The 15,131-nt window shown below is 58.2% G+C and carries 11 protein-coding genes; all 11 read right to left on the reverse strand.

Going from position 1 to position 15,131, the window contains the following annotated elements; all coding sequences use genetic code 11:
• Nucleotides 1-187: 187 nt before the first annotated feature.
• On the reverse strand, nt 188-1,114 hold the full coding sequence (locus EQG79_RS21075; protein WP_129603771.1) for a DMT family transporter: 927 nt from the start codon (nt 1,112-1,114) through the stop codon (nt 188-190).
• A gap of 375 nt (nt 1,115-1,489) precedes the next feature.
• Complete coding sequence (locus EQG79_RS21080) at nt 1,490-2,641, reverse strand: glycoside hydrolase family 88/105 protein (RefSeq protein WP_129603774.1); 1,152 nt, start codon at nt 2,639-2,641, stop codon at nt 1,490-1,492.
• Between the two features lie 129 nt (nt 2,642-2,770).
• Complete coding sequence (locus tag EQG79_RS21085; RefSeq protein WP_129603777.1) at nt 2,771-4,204, reverse strand: RagB/SusD family nutrient uptake outer membrane protein; 1,434 nt, start codon at nt 4,202-4,204, stop codon at nt 2,771-2,773.
• A gap of 25 nt (nt 4,205-4,229) precedes the next feature.
• On the reverse strand, nt 4,230-7,793 hold the full coding sequence (locus EQG79_RS21090) for a SusC/RagA family TonB-linked outer membrane protein (RefSeq protein ID WP_077921239.1): 3,564 nt from the start codon (nt 7,791-7,793) through the stop codon (nt 4,230-4,232).
• A gap of 30 nt (nt 7,794-7,823) precedes the next feature.
• Nucleotides 7,824-8,846, reverse strand: a complete 1,023-nt coding sequence (locus EQG79_RS21095) for a FecR family protein (protein ID WP_077921240.1) — start codon at nt 8,844-8,846, stop codon at nt 7,824-7,826.
• A gap of 43 nt (nt 8,847-8,889) precedes the next feature.
• The gene (locus EQG79_RS21100) at nt 8,890-9,555 is read right to left on the reverse strand and encodes an RNA polymerase sigma-70 factor (protein WP_240699412.1); all 666 of its coding nucleotides are present in this window, start codon (nt 9,553-9,555) and stop codon (nt 8,890-8,892) included.
• Nucleotides 9,556-9,736: 181 nt separating this feature from the next.
• Nucleotides 9,737-11,683 carry a glycoside hydrolase family 88 protein gene (locus EQG79_RS21105; protein WP_394343317.1) on the reverse strand — a complete coding sequence of 649 codons (1,947 nt, stop codon included), beginning with the start codon at nt 11,681-11,683 and terminating at the stop codon, nt 9,737-9,739.
• Nucleotides 11,684-11,757: 74 nt separating this feature from the next.
• Nucleotides 11,758-12,843, reverse strand: a complete 1,086-nt coding sequence (locus EQG79_RS21110) for a M20 family metallo-hydrolase (RefSeq protein WP_077921243.1) — start codon at nt 12,841-12,843, stop codon at nt 11,758-11,760.
• 73 nt (nt 12,844-12,916) lie between these two features.
• Entirely contained in the window at nt 12,917-13,759 is an 843-nt protein-coding gene (locus tag EQG79_RS21115; protein ID WP_129603780.1) for an endonuclease/exonuclease/phosphatase family protein, read from the reverse strand.
• A 66-nt stretch (nt 13,760-13,825) separates the two neighbouring features.
• The gene (locus EQG79_RS21120) at nt 13,826-14,710 is read right to left on the reverse strand and encodes a trypsin-like peptidase domain-containing protein (protein ID WP_129603783.1); all 885 of its coding nucleotides are present in this window, start codon (nt 14,708-14,710) and stop codon (nt 13,826-13,828) included.
• Between the two features lie 117 nt (nt 14,711-14,827).
• On the reverse strand, nt 14,828-15,121 hold the full coding sequence (locus EQG79_RS21125; protein ID WP_077921246.1) for a hypothetical protein: 294 nt from the start codon (nt 15,119-15,121) through the stop codon (nt 14,828-14,830).
• Nucleotides 15,122-15,131: the final 10 nt, after the last annotated feature.

Below are 15,131 nucleotides of genomic sequence, written 5' to 3' on the forward strand. Positions count from 1 at the left end.
ATGCCACCCGTCTGGTTTCAACGGCGACTATTAGTTCGTGAACCTATCGGCCAGTTTCTGATTTCCTGCCAGCGAGAGTCTTCGTCCACAGAAAAAGCGTAACCAGCTGTTTATCATACCTATTACAAAAACCAACGGGCAACAGCGCTAAAAGTACTGTTGCCCGTTGGTTTTCACCCCGTCACTGTCATTTGTTTCTGTCGGCAACCGTTGTCGCCATATCATGCGGGGGTTGGCCGGTCTGAACAGCTTCCGTTGCGGATTTTTCTTTCTTTCCTATGTACAGGCCACCGATTACCAACAGTGTGCCGATAACCGTATACGACGTTATGGGTTCGTTTGTCAATAGGTAAGCGTAAACGAATCCGAATATCGGACATAAGAATAGCCAGAGTGAGGCTTTTGTCGGCTCTGCTTTCAGTAGATATAACCAAAGCTGAACGGCAACAATTGAGATAGGCACAACTAACCAGAGTGCCGAAGACCAGAATAACAGCCCAAAATGATTTTCGGCTCGATCAAACAAAAAAGCGGTAAACGGTAAGAGAATGACACTGCCAAATAAAACCTGCCAGCCATTGATGCATAATCGGGGCAAGGTCCATTGTATACGCTGGTAATAAACGGTTCCTACCGAGTAACACACCATCCCGGACGTCAGTAACAACACGCCCAAGGGGGTGGCATGCGCATTGACCAGTAATGGATACACAGCAATGGCCACTCCGCTTAATCCGAAAAAAAGGCCCGTCCAAATATTCCAGGTAATTTTCTGCCGCAACCAGATAGCGTTCAATACACTGATCAACAACGGGCAGGTAGCACTCCCCAGCGTTCCGATTCCTGCTGTTACGTGTTTCATAGCGTAAACGAAAACAGTGGGGTAGATGGCCATACTTAATAAACCACATAGCAGCAGAGAAACCCATTCGTTGCCCCTCGGCAAACGGTCTTTGTTGATTAACCGTGAAATACCCAGCATCAATACCGCGGCAAGAATAAAGCGGGTGTTTATAAGCAAAAGTGGCTGCGAGACGGTAATTCCTAATTTTGTGGCTACTGAACCCGATCCCCAAAGCGCTGCGAAAAGTACCCCTGCGAATAGTATTCTCATTTTTTTAGTCGTTCGTAAGCGGTGGGCGGTTCGTTTCAATCCAGACGCAGCGGCATTCAACCAATTTCCCCTATCTGGCTACTGAGCGACAACAGGCATTGATGCTAATTGCAGCGTCTTTCTTCAGGCGGCCGAATAATCCGGAATGATCGACAACCCGGGTGACCAACCTATAAACCAACTGACGAGCTACTGACACTCAGGTATCGGGACCGGTAACGAGCCACCAGCTTCTGGTCGACAAACGGGTGCTTTTTTGCCGTATAGAGGAAGAACCGTCCAGGACTGCCTGCCTATTCTATTGAAAACGTCGAAGCGTAGCCGTACGACCTGCTGGCCCACGACTACGCTTCGACGTTTACTAACCAGAACCGGTTACGGCCTGAGTTTGATTACTTCTGATCCGGCCAGCAGGAACGCGCCGGTGCCGTATACTTCCCAGCTGTCTTCGCTGAAGTTCCGGCGCGGATCGGCACCGATGGGCTGCACCCACCCCACCCGCCCTTCCGGCGACACGAGTTTTGTCAGAGCTATCCACGCTTTCTCGACGGCGGGCTGGTACGTCTTCCTGGGCAGAACCCCCTGGTTGATGCCCCAGGCCAGCGCGTAGCAGTCGAAACCCGACCCGCTGGCTTCACCACCCGGATACGAGGCCGGGTCGAGCAGGCTGGCCCGCCAGAGCCCGTCGGCCTGCTGAAGCGCCAGCAGCCGCTCGCTCATCTGCCGGTACAGGTTCAGGTAAAACGGGCGGCTGGGGTGCTTGGCGGGCAACTCCTGCAGAACGCGTACCAACCCGCCCATGACCCAGCCGTTCCCCCGCGACCAGAAGATCTTCTGGCCATTGGCTTCTTTTTTGCCGTTGCCGCTGGCGTCGATCAGGTAACCGGCGTCGCGGGCGAAGAGGTGCTCCTGCGAGTTGTAAAGCAGGTCGTAGGTTTGCTTGAAGAGCGAGTCAGAAAATGCGTTGTACGACGGATCGTTCAGGGTTTTGCTCAGCTGGGCCAGCACGGGGGGTGCCATAAACAGCGCATCGCACCACCACCAGGTCAGGTTGTGTTTAGCCAGTTCGTTACCCGGCACCGTCCGCAGCTTCTGTACGGTATCGATCGTGGGCTGAATCATGCGCCGGTCTTTCCGCAGCCGGTACAGGTTGATGTACGTCTGGCATATGGCGATATCGTCGGCATGATCGTACCGCCGACCGGGCTGCCACTTCATCCGCTCGCCCATGGCCAGCAAAGAATCGAGAATCTCGGGTGATTTGGTGGTTTCGTAGGCGGCAAAGACACCGGCATAAAACGCGCCGTTGGTCCAGTCGGTCGGGCTATGTTTAGGGTGCTGGAGCTGCCATTTCGTCGCTTTCTGGAGTACATCGCGGATGTAGGCGGGTGAGAAAACGGCGTCGCGGGCTGCGGGGCCGGGCTTGTGAGCGGGTCGGGTCGGGGGTTCGGCCAGGGCCGTTCCCAACACGAATGACAGGCCCAGAACGGGCAGCAATCGACGACACTGGCTTAGTAGATTGATCATTGTATCAGCATTCTGTACGCTTAGCAAAGAAGCCGTCAGGGCCGGGCCTACTCATAAACCAGCCAGTTATGGCCTGCTTTATCAAACGAAAGCCCCTGTCAACGCTGACAGGGGCTCCGGGCTGCGTGGCTAATAGCCGGGGTTCTGACTGATCTTGCTGGGGTTGATATCAATCTGACTCTGCGGAACCGGAAAGACCAGGTTGTTTTGTGTCAGGTTCGTTTTGATCCCGATGGCCGCGGCTTTGGCCTGTAATACCGGCAGCGCCCGTCCCGTACGCACCAGGTCGAACCAGCGATGTCCTTCGAAGGCCAGTTCGACCCGGCGTTCCTGCTCCAGCGCCAGCCGCATATCGGCCTGCGACAGAGCCGTTTTGTCGGCCAGCCCAACCCGTTTCCGAACGCGGTTCAGCAAGGGCAGGGCTTCGGCGGTACGGCCGGTTTCGTTCAGGGCTTCGGCGTAGAGCAGCAGCACGTCGGCATAGCGCAGCACGTAGAAATTATCTTCGGCGTCGCCGTTGACCGTGGGGGCGTCGAGGTACTTCCGGATGTAATAGTAATCGATGCGGGTGCCGCTGCTGTTGACGTAGCTGGTAGCGAACGAAGCAGCTCTGCGGGGGTCGTTAGCCTCGAACGCCTGCTCCAGATCGGGAGTTGGGCGGTTGTTGCCGCCCCCGCCAAACTGAATAACGGCGTTTCCCGAGTTCTCGGGTGCGTAGGTATTGCCGAAGTTACTCCCCTCGCCCAGCGACCCTTTCTTATACTGCACCTCGAAGATCGACTCGCGGCTGTTTTTGTTGGCGGGCCTGAACAGATCGGCGTAGACGGGCAGCAGATCGTAGGTGTTGGCATCCACCACTTCTTTCAGCTTGGTGGCCGCTTCGGCGTATTTGCGCTGGGTCATATAGACCTTTCCCAGCAGCGATTTGGCCGCTCCGCGGGTGGCCCGCCCGATGTCGGCGCCGGTATACCGCTCCGGCAGAGCCGCTTCCGCATCGGTCAGGTCTTTGGTGATCTGCGCGTATACATCGGCCACCGGCGACCGCCCGTATTCGTAGCCCTGCGTGGGATCGGTGATTTCGGTCAGCACGAGCGGCACATCGCCAAAGGTGCGCACCAGGTTGAAGTACATCAGCGCCCGCAGAAATTTGGCTTCGCCCACCAGCCGCTTCTTCAGGGTCTCGTCCATGGTTACGCCCGCAATTCGGTCAATAACCACGTTGGTCCGGTAGATGCCCCGGTAGCCATCGTTCCAGCGGGTGACCAGAAACGGATTGGTTGTCCGCAGGTAAAACTTATCGAACTCGTCCTGATCCGTTACGGAGCCCGACAGAACCGGGGTGGTATCGTCGGAGGGAATTTCGGAGAATACGTAGTTCTGTCCGTACTGACCCGCAAACTGCAGCGCTCCGTAGGCCCCGTTCAGGGTGATGATCATGTCAGACTGCGTTTTGAAAAACGAAGCCGTGTTGGCCTGCGCAATGGGAGCCAGATCCAGAAACTGCTCGCGGCAGGACGCCAGGCTCAGACTGAGCAGACTGGCCAGGATATATGATTTTTTCATGGAAGTCGTGTCTAAGAGTCAAGCGTTAAAAGCCCAGATTGATGCCCGCGGTATAGGTCCGCGCCAGCGGGTATGAACCGTAATCGACGCCCCCCGTCAACGGCCCTTCGTAGCCGCTCACTTCGGGGTTGTAGCCCAGGTATTTGCTGACGGTCAGCACATTCTGCGCACCGACATAAACGCGTAGCGTCTGCATCTTAAACCGGTTGGCCAGCGTTTTGGGCAGGTTGTAGCCCAGCGTGATATTCCGGATGCGGAGGTAACTGGCGCTTTCGATCCAGCGGGTAGACACCTGGTTGTTGTTGCCCGTAGACCGGCTGTTGGCGCGGGGCGTTACCCCATCGCCCGGGTTCTGGGGCGACCGCCAGCGGTTCAGCACCGTGGTGAGCTGGTTGGCGTTTCCTTCGAGATTCTCGAAAAACCGGCGCGACAGGTTCAGGATTTCGCCCCCTTGTACCCCCTGCACCACAATACCCAGATCGAGTCCCTTGAACGAGAAACTGTTGGTGAAACCGTATACGAAGTCGGGCTGGTTATTCCCGATCAGCGTGCGGTCGTCGGCGTTGATACGGCCGTCTTTGTTCACGTCTTCGTACTTGACATCACCGGGGCGGCTGTCGGCAAAGCGCGGGTAACTGTCCAGATCCGCCTGATCCCGGAATACGCCCAGCTGCCGGTAGCCGTAGAAACTGCCCAGCGGCTCGCCAATGACCGAGATGTTGGTTTCGCCGATGCCCGAGCCACTCCGGACGGGATCGCCCGTGGGTCCGAGGGCCAGCACTTTGTTGCGGTTAAACGAGAAGTTCAGATCGGTTGTCCAGGTAAAGGCGCCGGTCAGGTTGCGGCTCGACAGGCTGAACTCCATGCCCTTGTTCTCCACTTTACCAATGTTCCGCACCGCCGAGGTAAAGCCCGTCAGCGACGGCACCTGTACCGACAGCAGCAGATCGGTCGTGATGCGTTTGTAATAATCGACCGTCAGAAACAAACGGTTCTGGAACAGGCCGATGTCGGCCCCGATGTCCGTTTGCCGGCTCTTCTCCCAGGTCAGACTTTCGTTACCTATTGTACTGGTAGCCAGGCCATTGACCAGGACGTTGTTGAATACGTAGTTGTCTTTGGTCAGCACCCCGATGGCCGGGTAGTTGTTGGGACGACCGTCGGGGCCCAGGAACGCATTGTTGCCCGACAGGCCGTAGCTGGCCCGCAGTTTGAGTTCCGAGATGACCGGTATGCTTTTCATGAACGGCTCTTCGGTTACGCGCCAGCCCACCGACGCCGATGGGAACGTACCATACCGGTTGTTGGCCCCAAACCGCGAGGAGCCGTCGCGCCGGATCGACACGTTGAACAGGTACCGGTCCAGTAACGCGTAGTTGAAGCGGGCGAAGTACGATGCCATCGTCCACTGATCGCGGAAGGAAAGCCCACCCGTAATCACCCCCGCGTTGATGGTGCGGACGGCGTCGTTGGGGAAATTATTGGCCGTTACGCGGTTTTCTTCGTAATCGTTCCGCTGGGCTTCCATACCGATGAGGGCTTCGGCATGGTGTTTGGTCCCGATGTCGAGGGTGTAGTTCAGCGTGTGGTTGGTTACCCAGTTGATATTCTGCGAGGTGAACGATGTACCGTTGTTGGCGTTGGGGGGCAGAAGCTGATTGAGCGGAATGGCCGACGTCTGGAACTGGTTCTGGCGGAACGACGACACATCGCCCCCAATGGTGCCGCGGTAGCGCAGCGATTTCCAGATGCTCAGTTCGGCGTAGGCGTTACCCAGCAGCCGGAGCGTATTGGCTTTGTCGTCGCGCTCGGTGATATTGGCCACGGGGTTCGTTATGCCGGGATAGTCGTACGGCGCTGCGATAGACGCCTGCGAGTTGTAGGTGACGCCGTCGGCCTGGTAGATCGGCAGAATGGGCATGGCCGACAGAGCCGCGTTGATGACCCCGTTGTTGGCCCAGTGCCCGTCGGAGTTGACCCGGTTTTCGAGCGTATACGACGGGCTGAAACTCAGCCCTACTTTCAGCTTCGACGACAGCTGCGCATCGATGTTCGACCGGACGGTATACCGGTTCAGGTCCGACCCGCGAATGATGCCCTGCTGTGTCAGGTAGTTGCCCGACACGAAGTACTGCACCCGGTCGGTTCCGCCCGAGGCCGACACCTGGTAGTTGCTGATGGGCGCACGCCGGAAAATCAGGTCCTGGTAATCGTAATACGTCAGACTGGCCGGGTTGTCGAAGTTATAGCCGGCAATCTCGCCCCGCGGGTACCGGTACCGCTGGCCGGAGGCCCGCTGGCTGTTGGGGTCGTTGATCGATGCCCCCGGCACCCGTTCCAGGTAGGCCGTATTCGAGGCTTCTTTCGAATACTCGGCAAATTGCTGCGCGTTGAGTAGCTCTACCTTCTTGCTCACCTCCTGAACGCCCGTGTAATAATCGACATTGATGCGGGGCTGGCCCGACTTGCCGCGCTTGGTGGTGACGAGTACGACACCATTAGCACCCCGCGATCCGAAAATGGCCGTAGCCGACGCATCTTTCAGCACGTCGATTTTCTCGATATCGTTCGGGTTGAGGAGGTTCAGCCCACCCGCATTGGTCTGGGTACCCGAGTTGATCGGCTGGCCGTCGATAACGACCAGTGGCCCGTTACCCGCGCTGATGGAACCCAGCCCGCGTACTTTTATGGACGGCGCATTACCCGGCGCGCCCGTATTCTGCTGTACGAGTACGCCCGGCAGCCGACCCGTCAGCCCTTCAACCACGTTCGTGACGGGCTGGTCGCGGATGGTCTGGGTGTTGATGGACGCGATCGACCCCGTCAGCTCGCGCCGGTTCTGGGTACCGTAGCCCACCACCACAATTTCGCTCAGGGTTTTATCGTCGACGGCCATAGTCACGTTGACGGTGCTGCGGTTGCCCACAGCGACCTCCTGGGTAACGTAGCCAATAAACGAGAGCACCAGCGTAACGGCACCATCGGGCGCGTTGACCCGGTAATTGCCTTCGCCATCGGTGGTGGTGCCCCGGCTGGTTCCTTTCACGACCACGCTAACCCCGGGCAAACCCGCGCCGGTAGCCCCGTCGGTTACCCGACCGCTGATGGTCTGGTCGGCCACGGCGGTCCGCTGTAGCGTATTCGTCAGCGGTGCCGACGGCTCCGTTTCCAGCCGCTGCCCGCTGGCCAGCGCCGTGGTCGGCAGGGTCGTTATCTCACTCGCTTCCGATACTTTGCGGGCTTTGGTCTCGGCCAGCACCAGGTACACGCCGGTTTTCACCTTTTTATAGCGAAGCCCCTGCGGCCGCAGCACGTTGGTCAGATTCCGCTCCAGCGATGCGCCGGGGTCGATAACGCCGGGCAGTATGCGCTGGTCGCTGACGAGCCGGTCTTCGAACAGGATATCGACCTGGTAGCGCACCTTCAGCTGGTTCAGCACGTCGCGCAGCTGAATGGTCTGCGGAGGAGCCAGCTGGTAGGTTGCTCTGGGCAGCGACCGGGCCGTTGCCATAAACTGGGCCAGTCCGGGATAGCCGCTGAACAGCAGCATTCCGACCAGGCCGACCGATGATAAACGTATAGCCATCATGTAGTACAGGATTTAGTAGATAACAGGCAATTAATCAGTGAACAGAACGCGGTCATTATCGCGGATGTAGTTGATCTGGAGCAGCTCAGCCACCAGCGCCAGCACCTCATTGGCATCGCGCGCCGGAAACGAGCCCGACACGGTTCGGCTGGCCAGCTGCGCGTCTTTGATGGTGACGGTGAGGCCGTAGTTTTCGTGCAGTATATCGGCGATCTCGCGCAGGGAGGTCTGCTCAAACGTGAATCGGTGTCGTTTCCAGGAAGCCAGCGCTTCCGGATGCCGGACGGGCGCAATAGCCAGCCGACCGGTTGGGCCGAGGGTGGCCAGATCGCCGGGGCGCATCGTCAGCGAGGGGCGGTCTTGCTGCTGCCGGAGACTGAGCGCCACCCGACCCGAGTGCAGCACCACGCGCGTACTCCGCTCGCGGCTGAGAACGGTAAACTGCGTACCCAGCACCGTTACAACCAGGCCTTTGGGCGTCTGTACCATAAACCGCTGGTGATCGGGCAGGTGCCGGACCGCAAAGTCAGCCTCTCCGGTGAGCTCGACCGTGCGCGGGCCAGCGCCGAAAAGGCTCGGCCCGAAAGTTACTCTCGGAAACCGCAGCGACGAATTAGCGTTCAGGGTCACGACCGAGCCGTCGGGCAAGGTCAGGGTCTTGATTTCGCCGAAGCCGGTCTGCTCTGTCCGGTACAGGAGCTGGTCGCGCAGCAGCCAGCCGCTGAGCCCGACAACTACGCAGACGGAAGCCGCTACGGCCCATACCCGACCCAAACCACGACTCATCCGCTGCCAGACGGGGTTCGACCCGGCGGGGGTATTGACCGGGGTCGCGGAGGTGACCAGGCTAACCCGCCGGGCCAGCTGTTCAAAGGCGGGCTGCCAGTCGGTACCCGCCTGCAGGTGTTTCAGCTCCCATTCGTGCAGCCATTGGTAGTACTGCTCGCGGTTACCGGCTTCGGCCAGCCAGGTCTCTACCGATTTTTTCTGGAGTGGACTGACCCGACCCGAAAAGTAATCGAACAGCACCTCTTTAGTTATGATGTCTTCCATACATGAGCCTTTCTTGATTGGACACGCAACCCGGCGTTTACCCTTAGTAGAGCCAGGCTGCCAGGAGCAGGCCCGCCGACAGAAATACGCGCCGGAGCTGCTGCAAGGCCCGGGCCATATGAGCCTCTACCGTTTTAAGGGCCAGGCCCAGTTCATCGGCGATTTCCTGATTTTTCCGGTTCTCGAACCGGCTCATCAGAAACACCCGCTGACACTGGGGCGGCAGCGCATGAATCACCTGCTCGACCCGCTGAAAGGTTTCGTCATACTCGATCAGCGTCTGGGGGGTTTCGGTCTGGCCGGTGTCGTCGAGCGCGTCGAGCGAAGCGGGGGTTCGGGTGCCAGTCAGCTCGTCGCGGAGGTAGTTGTGGGCGCGGTGGCGAACGGCCGCGTAGAGATAGGTGCGATAGGTATGCTGAACGGATGCGTAACTACCCGTTTTCCAGAGCTGATAAAATACCTCGCCCACAATATCTTCGGCCACTTCGCGGGTGTAGACGAACCGCAGCGCATGGCTGCACAGAGCCTGATAATACAACCGAAATAGGGCTTCGAAGCCCTGTTGGGGCGATTCGGCAAAGGCGAGCCGAACAAAATATTCGTTGTCCCGCACGGGTACCGGCCCATTCGCTGGCCCGGCGGACTGGGGTGAACGGGCCGGGTCCGGTCCTGTTTGTTCGTCGAGTCCGGTCATAGAGTAGTAAGTCAAGTACCAGAATGACACCAATCAGCTGCCTTACCCTTAGCGTACCTTATCGTTTCAATGAAATATTTTCTCTAATTTTTACTAAAAAGCGGGGCAACTCATCCTGATTGACGCTCAGTGGTTTCGTGCCGACCAGGACGACTCCTTATCCAAAAAGTCCGGGACCCGGCTTGTACCGAACGGCTCATTTCCGGGACGGACATTGTTTCAGCAGCCAGGTTGCCAGCTCTTTACCAGCCCGGAAATTCTGGTACTCGTTTGGAATGCGTCGACCATCGGTGTATTCGTTATACAGCCACGGATCGCCCACTACGAATACGGTACCTTTTCCTACTTTCGCTGTCGCCATGATGACCCGGCCTTTCGCGTCGGTCAGGGCGGACTGGGCCGGGCGGGTCAACGTCAGGGGCGACAGTTCTTTGATGTAAATGGTCCGCGTGGTGCTGAATATAGGACCGCCGGCCGGGATAGTCAGTTTGCCCCCCTCCCATTGGGTTCCCTGCACCGGGTTTACCAGCTCGCTGCCGAAGCGAACGCCGAAGCGGCCAGCCAGTTCGTTAAAATGAGGAATCTCGCAGTTGGCGGTGTCGTTGGCCATCAGCACCAGGACCCCACCCGCCCGCACCCAGTCTTCAACAGCCTTGCTGTCGGTCGGCTGAATATAGCGGGGAGCAGCCGTTTCTTTGGGTGTGTCAGGATCAACGATGATGTACACATCGACGTTTTTGAGGCTCTGGGCCGTGGGCGCCATGGGTACGGCAACCGTTTTAGCACCCAGTTCACGGAAGGTATTGCCCCAGAGCCAGAAGCCCGAATGCATACGATCTTCCCAGGTATAATGAAACGGTTCGCGCTCGGGCGCTCCGGGACCGGCATCGCTCTTTCGGAATTCGTGGTTAAAATAGTAGTCCAGTCCCACGTTACGTCCCCGGCCAACCGCCGGCTCATCGGCTATCTCCATTTCGACACTGGCCATAATAAAGGGTCCAACGCCTTTGAGATCGTTTTTTTTGATGGGTTCGCTCAGGTAATACGCGTAGCTGCCATCGCGGTAGGGGTTACCGCCCAGCCCGCCTACGCTCACCGTTCCGTTCAGATGCGGCAGTCCGTTGGCGTCGGTCTCGATAAAGGTTTTCTGGATACCGGCATAGCCACGCCGGGCGTTGTCGAGCAGGGGGGCGGGCAGGTAGCCCATCCGTACACCTTTGGCCAGGGCATACACGAACATGCACGACGCCGACGCTTCGGGATAGTTACCCTTGCGGCTGGCCTGATCGGGTATCTGATACCAGCAGCCCGTGGCTTTATCCTGGTAGCGCACCACGATGGGCATCAGCCGCTGCAGATACCCCACGAGGTCGGCCCGGCGCGGGTGATTCGACGGAAAATAATCGAGAACATCGACCAGCGCCATGGCATACCAGCCGATTGACCGCCCCCAGAAGTTGGGCGATACCCCGGTTTTGGGATTGGCCCATTTCTGCTGGCGACTCTCGTCGTAGCCGTGATACAGCAAACCGGTTTTCGGGTCGAGCAGATTTTTCTCGATCAGCGCGAACTGCAGGGCGATATCGTCGAAGTTTTCGGGTTGCCGGTAGAGGGCGCTGTATTCCGCGTAAAAAGGTTCGGCCATGTACAGACCGTCGAGCCACATTTGGTTCGGGTACCGCTGTTTGTGCCAGAAGCCCCGCGCCTGGGTGCGCGGCTGGCGGGTCAGCTGGGCACGGAGGGTATCGGCCGCCCGCCGAAACTTCTCGCGACCCGCTTCGGTCTGCTGCGCCAGCGTGAGCAGGGTCCGGCCGGGGGTAATATTGTCGAGATTGTACTCGTCCATCCGGAACGTACGGATGCGGCCATCGGCACTGATGAACCGGTTCATGTCGCGCAGGATATAGGCATAATAGCGACCGTCGCCGGTGCGTTGCCAGACCCGTTCGAGGGCTTTCAGCACGAGTCCCTGTTCGTAATCCCAGCGGGCGGGGTTGCCTTCTTTGGTAACGATGGAATCGCGATGGAGGGTCATGACCGTTTCGGCCATGCGCTCAGACATCGGTTTGGGCTGGGCCATAAGCCCATAGCAGCCAGGTATAAGCAATAAACAGGTCAGGTAAACGGGTAGACGAACGGGCATTGGTTTCGGGGGTATGTATCCTCAAAAGCGTCTACCCCCTCTATTCTTACCTAATGCAGCCCGAGCGGCCGGGGTTACAGCACCTGTTCCAGCATACGGATGTAGCCATCTACCCCTTCGCTGATTTCCCGCAGGTAGATAAACTCATCGGCCGAGTGCGACCGTCCCGAATGGCCGGGGCCGCACTTCAGCGAAGGGCAGTTCAGCACCGCCTGATCCGACGTGGTGGGCGAGCCGTAGGTATGTCGACCCAGCGCCAGCCCGGCCCGCACGATGGGATGATCGGCCGGGATGCTCGACGGTTTGAGCCGAATCGAGCGCGGCTTCACCTCCGACCGAATATTTGTGCGGATGGTATCGATGACTTCCTCGAGGGTATACTGCTCCGTAACGCGCACATCGACCGTAAACGTACAGACATCGGGCACTACGTTATGCTGGCTTCCGGCCTGGATAATCGTCACCGACAGTTTGATGGGCCCCAGCGTTGGCGACTCTTTCGGAAACTGGTAGGTTGTGAGCCAGTTGATGTCCTGTATGGCTTTGTAGATGGCGTTCTCCCCTTCGTTCCGGGCCGCGTGACCGCTGACGCCATGGGCGGTACAGTCGAGCACAAGCAGGCCTTTTTCGGCAATAGCCAGCTGCATCTCGGTCGGCTCGCCCACTATGGCGAAGCTGATCGGTGGCAGGTGCGGCAGCAGCAGCTCCAGCCCGTTGCGCCCCGAAATCTCTTCTTCGGCGCTGGCCGCCATTACGACGTTATGGCTCAGGTCGGGCCGGTCGTAAAAGTAGACGAACGCGGCTATCAGCGATACCAGACAACCACCGGCATCGTTGCTTCCCAGCCCGAACAGCTTATCGTCGCGCTCGACGGGCGTAAACGGGTCGAGCGTCCAGGACGGGTTGGGCTTCACCGTATCGTGGTGTGAGTTGAGCAGCACCGTTGGTTTGGCCGGGTCGAAGAACCGGTTTTTGGCCCAGATGTTATTCTCCAGCCGCTCGTACGGGATCTGCTTTTCCCGAAAAAAGGCTTCGATCAGCGCAGCCGTCTGCTGCTCCTCCCGACTGAACGAAGGGGTAGCAATCAGGCGTTTCAGCAGCGCGAGAGCGTCGGCTGTGAGGGTGGTTTGCAGCGGAGTCGTATCTGAGAGAACGTTCATATGCGTGGTCGTTTACGGCCCAAAGATACGACCAAAGCCCCGAAAAGCGGGCGATATCAGGCCAGCCAGCCCCTTACCGGATAACCGCCTTGATGACAACGGGCTGATGATCGGACGGGTACCGCTGCTGATTGGCGTCGGTCAGAACGGCATAACTGAGCACATCGATGTCTTTACTGACGAAGATATAATCGATCCGGTCTTTCATGGGCGCATCGAAGGCAAAGGCGTTGAACGTACCGACCGGCCCGTAAGGCGGGGTAGCTGTTACCCGGTAGGCGTCGTTCAGCCGGGTTTGCATGGTCCGGATCTGCTCCGTATCGGGAGTCGAGTTGAAATCGCCCGTACAGATGACGGGGGCATCTTTGGCGATCTCGCTGATTTTCTGAACCAGCAGCTTCCCCGACTGCCGGCGGGCCTCGACCCCCTGGTGATCGAAATGGACGTTGAACACATACAATTCTTTCCGGCTTCGCTGATCGCGGAGTTTAGCCCACGAGCAGATGCGGTTGCAGCAGCTAGCATCCCAGCCGAGCGAGGGTTTATCCGGCGTTTCGCTCAGCCAGAAATCGCCCGATTGCAGCACAGAAAAGCGGTCTTTCCGGTAAAAGATAGCCGAATGTTCTCCGCCTTCTTTGCCATCGTCACGGCCTTTACCGATGCGGGCAAACCCAGGCATCTGGCTCAGGTCGTTCAGCTGATTCAGCAAGCCCTCCTGCGTGCCCATAATGTCGAACTCATGGTAACGAATCAGGCCCTTCACGTTTTCTCTCCGATTGGGCCAGGCGTTGGGCCCATCTTTAGGGGTGTCGTATCGGATGTTGTAGGTAGCTACGCGGATGGGGTCTATTGTCTGGGCCAACAGGCTGGCCGGGAGCAGGGCAGAAAGCAGAAACGACAGAATCAGTACACGCATGACAGAAAGAGTAACGTTGACAAAAGAAAGAGATACAGCATTTACAACCAGAAACGGATCGACTGGTCAGGCCTCGTAGAACGGCACGCCCCGCTCGCGCAGAAACGCCTTAATAACGTCGACGTGAACACACTGACCCACGTTCAGAAAGGGATAGTTGGAAACGCGGCTCCGGCGGCCGTTGACCATGACTTCGCGGTCTTCGATGTCGAAACCCAGGTGCAGGTGCCGCGTGGCCGACTGCATCCCGTAGATCAGCCCGTTCGTGTCGAAGAGCGGGCCCCCGCTTTGCCCGCGCAGGCCGGGGGTACTCATTTCAATCCCCACAATACCGGAGCTGTCGCTCAGCAGGCGGGTAACGATCCCGTCGATCGGAAAACGGGGCGACGTAACCTTTCCTTCGGCGGTCCATTCGATATCGTCACTGCCGGCGTTGTAGCGGTAGTTGGTAAACTCTGGAAACGGGTAGCCCAGACGGCATAAACTGCGGCCAGGTTTCACCCGACTGGTGTCTTGCAGGAAGGTGGCGTGGGATTGATAAAGCAGTCGATTATAGCCCTTGAACCGCAACAGGGCCAGATCCTGCGTCGGGTGCATCTCGATGGTCACTTCGGAAAACAGATCGACGCATCCCACGAAGCTGTTGCGCACCCGGATAATGGTGTCGGACTGTAATTTGAATTTTTCTTCGAGCTGGCTGATGCGCTGGGCCGCATCCCGTTCGCGGAGTACCGACCGTCGCTCACCCTGAAAGTTCAGGTAGTTGTGGTAGATGGTATCGGCTTTGGCAACCAGCTCGGCGACGTGCTTACAGGTAACAGCACAGCCGTATTCGTTCACAAAAAAAAGGGTGGCAGTTCCCGGAATCACTTCATCATGCCCATACAGGCGCACAATCGAATGCAGCGGGCGGGTAAACGGATCAACGCGGTCAATAGCGTCAACAAACATACAATCAGGCGGTCAGGTCGGTGAGTTGGTCAATTCGTTCTCCAACGACGATACGGACGAACGAATCAGGGGGCAAGTTACTAAATACCCGCCGACTCAGCGACCTGACCGGCCTGCTTACTGCTTCGCTTTTACGTTCACTCCGGCAGGCACTACGGCCCCGCCGGCGCTGGCGCTATCGGGGGGCGCCTGCTGCGAAACGCCCGGATCCGATGAATTAAGGGTATCGCCCTGCCGACCAAATACGGAACTGTCCGAGCCGGAAGCCGTATCTGTCGTCATAGTTTCAGTACTGCTTTCGGTGCTGGTTTCCTTATTGCTGCCGGAGCAGTTCCATAGGCTCAGGCTGGCACCGGCCAGCAGGCCCACCAGCAGAAATCGCCGGGTCAGTTGATTCAGGTTGTTTGTCATTGCTTTTCGG

The organism is Spirosoma sordidisoli, assembly GCF_004138325.1.
Classification (GTDB): Bacteria; Bacteroidota; Bacteroidia; order Cytophagales; family Spirosomataceae; genus Spirosoma; species Spirosoma sordidisoli.